Genomic DNA, 10,825 nt, shown 5'->3' on the forward strand with positions numbered 1-10,825 from the left:
GCCGCCGAGCGCCGGGCGGACCGCGGCCCCGTCACCTCCGGGAGCGGCCTGCCGGCGCCGTCGTCAAGTGCGCCGGCCCGCCCCGCGATGGGCACTCGGTTACCCCGCGATGGCCGGACAATGGCCGACCGCCCTTTCTGCGACCGCTCGGCGCCAGGAAGCATGGACCGCGTCGGCACCCGGCACGTCGCACGCCGAGCCGCACGGGCGTGCGGATCGGTTTCACTACAAGGGGGCGGTTCACTGTGGAAGTACAGATCGACTCCGGGCGCTGCCAGGGACACGGCCGCTGCTACGACATCGCGCCCGCCGTGTTCGGCGAGGACGCCGAGGGCTACGGCAACGTTCCCGGTGACGGCACCGTGCCGCAGGGCAACGAGCGTGCGGCCCGCCGCGCGGTCGCGAGCTGTCCGGAGCGGGCGATCACCGTGATGGAGGGGGCGTGAGATGACCGCCGACGACCGCTTCAACAAGGACTTCCGGGACCCGAACCGGGACCAGCACCACAGCATCCGCAGTGAGGCCATCTCCGGCCCGGTCACCGACTGGGCGACGGACTTCTCGCACCTGGATCCGCGCTGGACCGCCGATCCCTTCCCGATCATGGACGACCTGCGGCAGCGGTGCCCCATCGCGCACACCGAGCGGTTCGGCGGCGCCTGGGTGCCGACCCGGTACGAGGACATCGCGGCGATCGCCTACGACACCGACCACTTCTCCTCCCGGTCGGTGAACGTCGGCAACTTCCGGCCGCCGCAGGACCTGGCGCCGATCGGCGAACTCCCGCCCATCACCTCCGACCCGCCGTTCCACCACGCCGCGCGCAAGCTGCTGCTGCCGGCGTTCACCAAGACCGCGGTCGCCAGGCTCGAGCCCGGCACGAGGGCCTACTGCCACTCCCTCATCGACGGCTTCGAGGGACGGGACGTCGTCGAGGCGGCCGAGGAGTACGCGCAGCGGGTCCCCGAGCAGGTCATCGGTGACCTGCTCGGCATCCCGCAGGGGGACCGGAAACTGTTCCGCGAGCTCATCGCGAACATCAACCGCGAGGAGGCCCTCGACTCGCGGGACGAGCACGTCGAACAGCTGAGCAAGATGTTCGTCTTCCTGCTCGCGGAGATCAAGGAGCACGTCAAGAACCCGCGTGAGGACCTCATCAGCTACCTCCTCGACGTGGAGCTCCGCGGCCGCAAGCTCGACCCGAACCACATCATCAGCATGATGCTGCTGCTCTTCGCGGCGGGCATCGGTACGACGACCAAGGCGATCGGCTCGTCCCTGTGGCACCTGGCGGGGAATCCGCGGGACCGCGAGCGCCTGGTGGCCGAGCCCGAGCTGCTGCCGACCGCGTTGGAGGAGTTCCTCCGCGCTTTCACGCCGGTCACCATGGCCCGGCTCGTGAAGGACGACATGCACTGGCGTGGCGTGGACATGAAGGCCGACGACTGGATCCTGCTCTCCTTCCCGGCCGCCAACCGCGACCCCGCCCAGTTCGACCGGGCCGACGAGGTTGTCATCGACCGCGAGGCCAACCGGCACGCCGCGTTCGGCCTGGGCATCCACCGCTGCCTGGGCTCCCACCTGGCCCGCATGGAACTCCGCGTCGCACTGGAGGTCTGGCTCGAGCGCATCCCGGACTTCAGCCTCGAGGACGCGTCCGCGGTGGTCTGGGGCGGGCGCCTGGCGCGCGGGCCGGTGTGCCTTCCGCTCCGCTTCGGTCGACGGTCCCAGCCGACGCCTGGCGGACCGCAGTAGGTCCTACGCCGTCGGCGTGCTCCAGGCGCGCACCTGGTCGACGACGGCGCTGATGTGCTCGATGGGCGTGGTCTTGACGATGCCGTGTCCCAGGTTGAACACGAACGGCCCCCCGCTCAGGCCGCGCAGGATGCGCTCCGTCCCGGCGTGGAGCGCGGGTCCGCCGGCGATCAGCAGCTGGGGATCGAGGTTGCCCTGCACGCAGCGGCCCAGCCCGCCCTGGAGGGTGCGCGCGGCCCAGTCGAGGGGAACCGTGGAGTCCAGGCCGATGCAGTCCGCGCCGGTCGCCTCGGCGAAGCCGTTGTAGGAGAGCCCGGCGCCCCGGGGGAACGCGATGACGGGAACGTCCGGGTACTGCGCCTTCAGCGCGCTGATGATGGCGGCGGCCGGCTTGACACACCAGCGGTCGAAGAGGACGTCCGGAAGTACCCCGGCCCAGGTGTCGAACAACTGGACCGCTTCCGCGCCCGCCTCGATCTGACGTCCGAGGAACTGGGTGACGGCGGTCGTCAGCAGGTCCATCAGGGGCTGGAATCCGTCGGGGTCGCCCAGCGCCCACTGCTTGACGACGGAGTGCTCCGACGCGGCGCCGCCGCGGCCTTCGACCATGTAGGTCGCAATGGTCCACGGTGCGCCGGCATAGCCGATCAGGGCCGTCTCGGCGGGCAGGGCGCGGGTGAGCTGACCGACCGTCTCGTAGATCGGGGCCAGTTCCTCGTGCAGGCGGGAGATGCTCAGGAACTCGGCGATGTCCTCCGTCGAGCGGACGGGCGGCGTCAACACCGGCCCCTCGCCGACCCGGTAGTCCAGGGTCTGGCCCAGTGCGGCGGCGACCTGCGGAAGGTCCGCGAACACGATGGCGGCGTCGAGCGGGAAGCGGCGCAGCGGCTGCAGGGTGACCTCGACGGCGTGCTCGGGCGTGGTGCAGAGCCCCACCATGCCCCCGGCCGCGTCCCGGACCTTGTGGTACTCGGGCAGGTAGCGCCCGGCCTGCCGCATCAGCCAGACCGGCGGCCGCTCGGTCCGCTCTCCCGCGAGTGCGCGCAGGAGCAGCTTCTTGGGCTGGACGTTGCCGGACCCCGGCTTCGGACCGACTGCTTCCCGAGCGCCGATGTCCACGCTGTTCCATCCTGTTGAATCGCCCCGGGCGTTCACGGGGCCCAAGTAGAGAAATCGACCTCCTCGGAAGGGGGCCGGTGGCAGCGTAGCAGAGCTCAGTCGGCCGTCCCGGCAGGCGTTTGCCGGGAGGTCGAGTGGCCGGTCGAGGCCCCGGACGGGCCGTGTCCCGGAAAGGAAGTCCCAGTTACCCCGCAGTGGCGGATCGCAGGCGGAGCGCCATTTCCGCGCCGCCCGGCGCACGCGAACATGAGCGCCGTCGAGACGGCGATCGGGAGGAAGAACCGGATGAGCCTGGCGGTACGCGCGGAGGCGCCGATCGGTCGGACGGACCGCTTCTTCATCGGCGGGCAGTGGGTGGTGCCGTCGTCCGGCGCCGTGATCGACGTGATCGACTCCGCGACCGAGGAGCTCTACTTCAGGGTCGCGCAGGCGCAGGCAGCCGACATGTCCAGAGCCGTCGCGGCGGCGCGGGAGGCCTTCGACGAAGGACCCTGGCCGCGCCTGACAGCGGCCGAGCGGGCCGGGTACCTGCGGGCGATCGGCGCGGAACTCAGGCTCCGCGGCGAGGACATCGCCGAGATCTGGCCGCGCGAGTCCGGTGTCCTGCACACCTTCGCCGCCAACGCCGGCACCGGCGCGGAGGCCGCCTTCAAGCGGTACGCCGCGCTGGCCCGCACCTTCCCGTTCGAGGAGCCGGTCAAGCCGACGGCCGGCGGACAGTTCGGCATGATCGTCCGTGAGCCGGCCGGCGTGGTCGGTGCGATCATCCCGTGGAACGCCCCGATGGGCATGATCAGCAACAAGGTCGGCCCCGCGCTGCTCGCCGGGTGCACCGTGATCCTGAAGTCGGCGCCCGAGGCGCCGGGGGAGGGCTACCTGCTCGCCGAGGCCGCCGCGGCGGCCGGGCTGCCGCCCGGCGTGATCAACGTCGTCACCGCGGACCGCGAGGTGTCCGAACTGCTGGTGCGCGACCGGCGGGTGGACAAGATCACGTTCACCGGGTCGACGGCCACCGGACGGCGCATCGCCTCGATCTGCGGCGAGCGCGTGGCCCGCTGCACGCTGGAGCTCGGTGGCAAGTCCGCCGCCGTCGTCCTGGACGACATGGACCTCGCCACGGCCGCGCGCAGCCTCGCCCAGGCCGAGTGCTTCCTCACCGGGCAGGTCTGCTCGTCGCTGACCCGGATCGTGGTCAGCGGCTCGCGGCACGACGAACTGGTCGAGGCCCTCGTCGGCGTGTTCTCCCGGGTGCGCGTCGGGGACCCGTTCGACCCGCGCTCGCAGATGGGGCCGCTGGCGGCCGGCCGGCAGCGGGACCGGGTCGAGGGGTACATCGCCAAGGGCGTCGCGGAAGGGGCCACGCTGGCCACCGGCGGCGGTCGCCCGAAGGGCCTGACCCGCGGCTGGTACGTCGAGCCCACCGTGTTCGGCAACGTCGACAACCGCTCGGTCATCGCCCAGGAGGAGATCTTCGGCCCCGTGCTGTCCGTCATCCCCGCGGCCGACGAGCAGGACGCGATCCGGATCGCCAACGACACCATCTACGGCCTCAACGCGGCGGTGTTCACCAACGACGTCAACCGGGCCCGCGAGGTTTCCAGGCAGCTGCGCTCTGGCACCGTCGGACACAACGCGCTGCGCAGCGACCTCGGCATCGCGTTCGGCGGGTTCAAGCAGTCCGGCATCGGCCGCGAAGGCGGACGCGAGGGACTGCTGCCCTACCTCGAAACCAAGACCGTGATCCTCGAAGGCCGGCCGGCCGGGTACGAGGACACCGTCCTCTGACGGCGCCTGCTCTGACGCCGCGTCCACTCGCCGGCCCGGACGCGGCCACCGCGTGCCCGCGGGCCGGGCCGCACGTCGCCGGGCCCCGGCCCGCCACGTTGATCGACACCTCACTGAACTGACCACCCGGCTCACCCGTGAGCCCGCACAACCGACGGGAACACACTGATGACCGACCTTGAGGTCCGCCCGGAGGAGCTCCAGGCCCTCGCCGCTCTCTTCGGCCTCGGTGACCCGTACCCGGAATACGCGAAGTGGCGTGCGCGGCAACCGGTCGTCCGCCCGCACGAGAAGCTGTTCGTCTTCAGCCGCTACGAGGACTGCGCGGCGGTCCTCAGCAGCTCGGCCTTCGGCCACGCGCCGCGCGAGGCCAGCCCGCTGCGCAGCCTGTGGCGGGGCACCGGCCAGCCGGCACCCGCCGCCCCGGACACGGCCAGAGCCGTCCCGGAGACGGCCAGCGCCGCCGACGCCGACGCGGCCGTGGCCACCGCCCAGGACAACGCCAGCAACATGCTCCGGCTGAACCCGCCCGACCACACCCGGCTGCGCCGCCTGGCGTCCCGCGCCCTCACCCCGGCGAGCGTCCGGGCGCTGATGCCGCGCATCGAGGCGATCGCCGGCGAGTTGGTGGGCGACCTCGGCCCGAGCTTCGACGTCATCCGCGACGTCGCGCTCCCGCTGCCGGTCCGGGTGATCAGCGAGCTGCTCGGCATCCCGGAGGCCGACCGGCCCATGGTGGTTACCTGGTCCGAGCAGCTGTCCCGGAGCATCGACCCCGGCTTCCTCATCACGCCCGAGAACCGCGTCACGATGCGCGCGGCCCGTGACAGCTTCCACGATTACCTCGGGGCGCTGATTCCCAAGCGGCGCCGCGAACCGGGCGACGACCTCGTCTCCGCCCTCGTCCACGTCCACGACGAGGACGGCACGCTGACCGAGCACGAGATCATTATCACCTGCCGGCTGCTGCTCATCGCCGGCCACGAGACCACCCGCAGCCTCATCGGCGGGTCCGTGCTCGCCCTGCTCAACCACCCCGCCCAGCTCGCCGCCCTGCGGGCCGGCCCGGACCTGGTCGAGAGGTGCGTCGAAGAGGCCCTGCGCTACGACCCGCCCATCCAGCTCCTGGTCCGGTCCGCGCTGGAGGACACCACGGTCGGCGACACCACGGTCCCGGCCGGCGCGCGTGCCCTCATGCTCCTCGGCGCTGCCAACCGCGACGAGGCACTCGGCGATGACCCGGAGGACTTCGACTTCGTCCGCCCAGCCCGCCGGCACCTGTCGTTCGGCCACGGGATCCACTTCTGCCTGGGCGCTCCGCTGGGACGCGCCGAGGCCGCCATCGCCCTGCGCCACCTGCTGCCCATCCTCGCCGAGTCCCGGATGACCGAGCCGCCCGTGTGGAAGCCCCACACCGTCCTGCGCGGTCTTGAGCACCTCCGGCTGACCACGTCGGGCTGACGGCGGTTCAGTCGGGCGGCGGGTCGGTCAGGCGGCGGAAACGGGCGGCTGGAGGACGTCGTCGCTGCTGGCCGGCTCGGGCGGCCGGCGCTTGGCGAGGGCCGGGATCGCGGCCGCGAACCGCCGGAGTGCGGCATCGAGGTCGGCCAGCGGCGCCGCCGCAGCGGGTTCCGGCAGCTCGGGCAGGGGATCCGCCGGGGCCGACACCGCGCGGCGCAGCAGCCTGACGGTCTCGGCGGTGGCAGCTTCGCGCGGGCCGGGCTCGCTCGCGGCCAGGGCGTGCACCGGGCCGCGGGTCGCGAGCAGCGCCTCGCCGGCGTCGGCCGGCGTGATCCCGTGCCCCGTGCCCAACTTCCGGGTGGCTGCCCGGTACAGCCGGTGCGAACGCGCGCTGGCGTTCAGGTTGGTGGCTGCGGCGTCGAACGCGGCGAGTGCCTTGGCGGCGGAGGCCCCGTCGCTGCGAGCATCGAGCACCGAGCCGAGGGTGCCTAGGGTCGCACCCAGCCGGAGGCGTAGCGCGTCGCTCGTCCGCACCGGCACGAGGAACCAGCCCACGACCACCGCCAGCACAGCCCCCAGGACCAGAGCCTGCAGGCGGATGAGCAGCAGGTGCTGGGGGGACTGGCCGAAGTACCCGTAGAACAGCGACAACGCCGTCGTGATGCCTGCGGCGTAGAAGGCGTAGTTGTAGGCGCGCAGGGTCGAGGCCAGGGCCAGCACCACGAAGATCAGCACGATGCTGGTCGTGCCCTGGGGTTCGGCCACCGCGGCGATCAGGGCCGCGACGAGTGTGCCCGCCATCGCGCCCAGTCCACGCTCGACGCCCTTGAGAGCCAGGTCCCCGCGGCCGACCGGGCCGAGGCTGACGACCATCGCGCTGATCACGCACCACTGCCAGTGTTCGCCGAATACGAGGTGCCCGAGTGAGAACGCGGCGGTCAGCGCCACCGCCATCTGCAGTGCCATCCGGGTGCGGGACGACAGTCCGGCGCGCTGCGCAGACCGCTTGGCAGGGGCCTGCCCCGGCTGCGAACCCGGAAGGCCGGTCAGCTTCTCGGCGACCCGGCGCACGACGCGGACCCATACGAAGGCACTGAACCCCACCAGCGCCATCCATCCGCAGAGCGGCCACCACGCCATGCGCCCCGTACCGGATCCGGCGGGCAGCAGAGCGGCGATCAGGGCCAGCGGAACCAGCGCCCCCAGCCGGGTGACCGCCGCTCCGAACCGCCTGGTCCAGATCGAACCCGCCATCAGCACCACGAACACCGCCCCGCAGATCACGGGGTGTCCGGCCATCTGCGAACCGAGCCAGACGCTTCCCCCCGCGAGGACCGAGAGCGTGGCAGCCGCCATGACTTTCTCCGGGACCGGCTCACCGCCAGGGCGGCGCGACACCGTGAATGCGAAAATCACGGCCGGCACCGCGAGCACCGCCGCCGGGTACCCCGCGACGAGGCGCGCGACCTCCACCGCCGTGAAGAAGGAGCCCAGCACGGCGACCATTGCCACCGCCGAGTAATAGCTTTTGATTAGCATTCCCACCCTCTGCATGGCCGACTTTGTGCAGATTTCCGGGGCATCTCACCTGCTAATGCTACATGAAGGTTTAGTATCAACCGGTGGATACCGACGACTGTGCCCAGGCCCTGCTCCAAGGCTTGCTCCGACTGGGCTCCCGCCTGCGCCACGAGCGCCCGCCCGGTGCCCTGACCGCGAAAAAGATCATGGTGCTGGGCCACCTGCGTCGGAACGGGCCCTGCACCCCCAGCGCCGTGGCCCTTGCCGAGCACCAGCAACTCCAGGCCCTGACCCGGACCTTCGGCGAGCTGGAGGCGGACGGCCTGATCAGCAGGCGGCGTTCGGAGACCGACCGGCGCGCCTCGATCCTCTCGATCGCCGACGCCGGCGCCCAAGCGCTGTCCGACGATCTCGCGCAGCGGGCCGAATGGCTGGCCGGCGCCCTTGGTGCGCTCACCCCGGTCGAGCAGCAGCTGCTCGACCTGGCCGGCCAGCTGCTCAACCAGCTGGCCGACACCCTCGCCACGGACGGGCGGGCGGGGACGCGCTCCCCCTGACGGGCTCGGCCCCGGGGAACTCGAAAAGTGGCGATCGGGGATGGCAGGGATGATGGCGGGATGGGTGCCGGAGCAGCCGCGGATGATGCTCTCGGCACAGGTCCGACCCATGCGAGTGTCCGGTACGGCCGCGACGTCCTCGGACGGGAGCCGGTCGGGCAGGTGCGCGCCGCGCTTCCACGAAAAGGAGCTGCAGCTTCGAGAAAAGGCCGTGGAACCGAGATGGCTGAGAACTGCATCAAGCTTCCCGACGGTATGAGCGGCCGGTGAAATGCGCGACTCCTCCGCAATCTGTTCCCGGGCCGCCATCGTTTTCTGACGCAGTGCCAGACACGTTCATTTGTGCCGCCAGCGACGTCGGCAAGAGCCCCGACGGTCCATGAATCCCTGTAGCCCATTGGTTCCTGGAATGCGGCCTCCTCGCTGTGCGGAATGCTGGCCTGTGACGGCGGAAGCGCCGACCCGCCGGTACTTCTCACCCACGCACCCGGGTATCTGCTGCGCGTCGAACCCAGCAGCATCGACTTGGACGTGTTCACGCAGCGCACCGAACGAGGCCGTGCGCACGCCGCCGACGCCGACTGGGAATCCGCGCGCAAAGTGCTCCGCGAGGCGCTCGACGTCTGGCGCGGCCCGGTCCTCGCCGACCTGGCCGAGACGTGCACCGCGTGGCCCGAGGCCGCCGCGGTCCAGAACGCGTACGTCGTCGCCGTCGAGGAACTGTTCGATGCCGAACTCGCCTGCGGGCGGCACCGCGAGGTGATTGCGGAACTCGAACTGTTCGCCGCACGGGAACTGTCCCACGAACGCCTGGTGGCACAGCTGATGCTCGCGATGTACCGGTGCGGCCGGCAGTCGGACGCGCTCGACGTCTACCGCCGCGCCCGCCTGTCGCTGATCGAGGCCCACGGACTGGAGCCGAGCCGGGAACTCCAGGAGCTCCAACACCTGATTTTCAATCAGAACCTGCGACTGGACTGGCACGGCGGTGAGAGGCCCGCGCTCGGCGACAACGGCATCGTGGGACCCCCTGGCCGTCCGAGCGGCGCCGGCCGCCGCGCCGCCCGAGAATATGCCCGCCGAGCCCGCCGCCCGGAGCTCGTCCCGACGGACGGGTGCGACGTGCCGCTGCCCCAGGGGCGGTTGGCCACCGTGCTGGCCGTCGTCGGCGAGGTCAGGCCCGGGGCGGACGTCGCCGAGACGGCGTCCGCGTTCGACACGGTGGCAGCGACGGTGGACCGCGAGGTCAGCCTGTACGGCGGGGTGGTCATCAGCAGGATCGCGTCCGTGAGCTGGATCCTGTTCGACGACGCCGACCACGCCCCCGATCGCGCCGTCGAGGCCGCGTTGGCGATCCGTCCCGCGCTCGGGCGGGCCCGGTCCGTCCGCGACGCCGCTGACGGCGGGGTCCCGCCGGCGGTGGTCAAGGTCGCGGTCGTGTCCACCGACGCGATCCACAGCCACCGCCCCGGCGACGGCACGGCGCCGAGCCGCCCGCGTGCGGAAAGCACACCAGGCGGGCCGTGGCCGTGGGGGACGGGCGGTAGCGGCGGCACCACAGATCATCATCGACGGACAGTACGGACATGCCACTCCAAGTGCTAGTAATAGCAGGATGTTGGGTGAGGGCATATGCCACGTGCCCCCATCGCTCGCACCTCATGCGCAACCGCCAACGCTGGATGCCGTAGCCCTCGATGTCGTGGTGCCGGGGACCGGGAACGAATCCGCGACCGGGCCCGGCCGTCGATCTCGGTGACACACCCGCGCTTGGTGACACACCCGCGTCGGATCCGGGCGAGTAGGCGGCTCGATCCCACGGACCGTCAGGGAACGACGGTCAGCCGTGCGCCGGAAGCGGCTGCGGCTTGCGCCTCGGCGGACACCGGCACGGCGCCCAGCACCCCTGCCGGGCCCCGCTGTTGACGGGCGATCCGCCGCGATAACACGTGGAGAGCCGCACCGGTCCCGTCCTCCGGCGACCGCGCGTGCGCAGAGCTCGCGGACGAAGCCCGACGCGGCGCGGCGGCCTGGGCGCCGCCGAACCGGGAGATCGTCTCGGGGCGGCGCGTGAACCGCCGAATGGCGGGATTCCATCCACCGGGAACTCAGCACTTCCCGGGCGCTGACCGCCCCGATCCGCATGTCCGCCCACCTGGGCGTGCGCCGGCTGTCCGATTCGGCATCCTGCCGGGATGACCTGGTTGCCTCCCGATGGGGCGCCTGGTGGAACGGCGTCATTTTCGGGCCGTTCGCCCACGTGGTGAGCTTTCACCTATGAGGGACTGGAAGATCGGTCGGTGAGCCTGCCGCGTGTCTCGGGGGGCGAATTGCCGCGGCCGGGTCGGGGGCGACCGGTGCGCGGTGCGATCCCCGATGCGCCGATCTGCCGCGCCGTCAGCGAGCACCCGGGGGGGCGGCACCAGGCACGCGGTCGACCCGGACGCCAAGGCTCGTGCTGACCGGTGCGAGTGGACCGCGGTACCGGGACCGGGCGCGGTGTGGTCAGCGTGCATGACACCACTGACCCGGGAAAAGAGGCGCCGCCACGGCGGACGGTACCGGCCGTAACAGGCTCACGGCCTTCTGAGAAGGCTCATTTCCTTCTTCGCGGGGGACGGATGGAC

The 10,825-nt window shown here is 71.7% G+C and carries 7 protein-coding genes and 2 pseudogenes; 6 read left to right on the forward strand and 3 right to left on the reverse strand.

Features of this window, described 5'->3' with window-relative positions; genetic code table 11:
* Window positions 1–245 precede the first annotated feature (245 nt).
* Both LIV37_RS40105 and LIV37_RS40110 read left to right on the forward strand, forming a co-directional pair.
* On the forward strand, window positions 246–446 hold the full coding sequence (locus tag LIV37_RS40105) for a ferredoxin (RefSeq protein WP_020872761.1): 201 nt from the start codon (window positions 246–248) through the stop codon (window positions 444–446).
* A 1-nt stretch (window position 447) separates the two neighbouring features.
* Entirely contained in the window at window positions 448–1,755 is a 1,308-nt protein-coding gene (locus LIV37_RS40110) for a cytochrome P450 (RefSeq protein ID WP_020872763.1), read from the forward strand.
* 3 nt (window positions 1,756–1,758) lie between these two features.
* Here LIV37_RS40110 and hemE read toward each other — a convergent pair whose 3' ends face one another.
* The gene (gene hemE, locus LIV37_RS40115; protein ID WP_020872764.1) at window positions 1,759–2,874 is read right to left on the reverse strand and encodes a uroporphyrinogen decarboxylase; all 1,116 of its coding nucleotides are present in this window, start codon (window positions 2,872–2,874) and stop codon (window positions 1,759–1,761) included.
* A 285-nt stretch (window positions 2,875–3,159) separates the two neighbouring features.
* On the opposite strand from hemE, the gene LIV37_RS40120 reads away from it, so the two are divergent.
* Both LIV37_RS40120 and LIV37_RS40125 read left to right on the forward strand, forming a co-directional pair.
* Window positions 3,160–4,659, forward strand: coding sequence for an aldehyde dehydrogenase (locus LIV37_RS40120; protein ID WP_121824999.1), 1,500 nt, complete (start codon window positions 3,160–3,162; stop codon window positions 4,657–4,659).
* A 168-nt stretch (window positions 4,660–4,827) separates the two neighbouring features.
* A complete protein-coding gene (locus tag LIV37_RS40125; protein WP_020872766.1) occupies window positions 4,828–6,120 on the forward strand; it encodes a cytochrome P450 in 1,293 nt (430 codons plus the stop codon).
* A gap of 27 nt (window positions 6,121–6,147) precedes the next feature.
* Here LIV37_RS40125 and LIV37_RS40130 read toward each other — a convergent pair whose 3' ends face one another.
* Window positions 6,148–7,626, reverse strand: coding sequence for an FUSC family protein (locus tag LIV37_RS40130; protein WP_020872767.1), 1,479 nt, complete (start codon window positions 7,624–7,626; stop codon window positions 6,148–6,150).
* 116 nt (window positions 7,627–7,742) lie between these two features.
* Here LIV37_RS40130 and LIV37_RS40135 point away from each other — a divergent pair, with 116 nt between their 5' ends.
* The gene (locus tag LIV37_RS40135; RefSeq protein ID WP_020872768.1) at window positions 7,743–8,198 is read left to right on the forward strand and encodes a MarR family winged helix-turn-helix transcriptional regulator; all 456 of its coding nucleotides are present in this window, start codon (window positions 7,743–7,745) and stop codon (window positions 8,196–8,198) included.
* Between the two features lie 432 nt (window positions 8,199–8,630).
* A pseudogene (locus tag LIV37_RS40140) lies at window positions 8,631–9,140 on the forward strand (AfsR/SARP family transcriptional regulator); the annotation flags it as partial.
* 541 nt (window positions 9,141–9,681) lie between these two features.
* On the opposite strand, the pseudogene LIV37_RS40145 reads toward LIV37_RS40140, so the two are convergent.
* A pseudogene (locus tag LIV37_RS40145) lies at window positions 9,682–9,786 on the reverse strand (thioesterase); the annotation flags it as partial.
* Between the last annotated feature and the right edge of the window lie 1,039 nt (window positions 9,787–10,825).

Source organism: Streptomyces rapamycinicus NRRL 5491, from assembly GCF_024298965.1.
GTDB lineage: Bacteria > Actinomycetota > Actinomycetes > Streptomycetales > Streptomycetaceae > Streptomyces > Streptomyces rapamycinicus.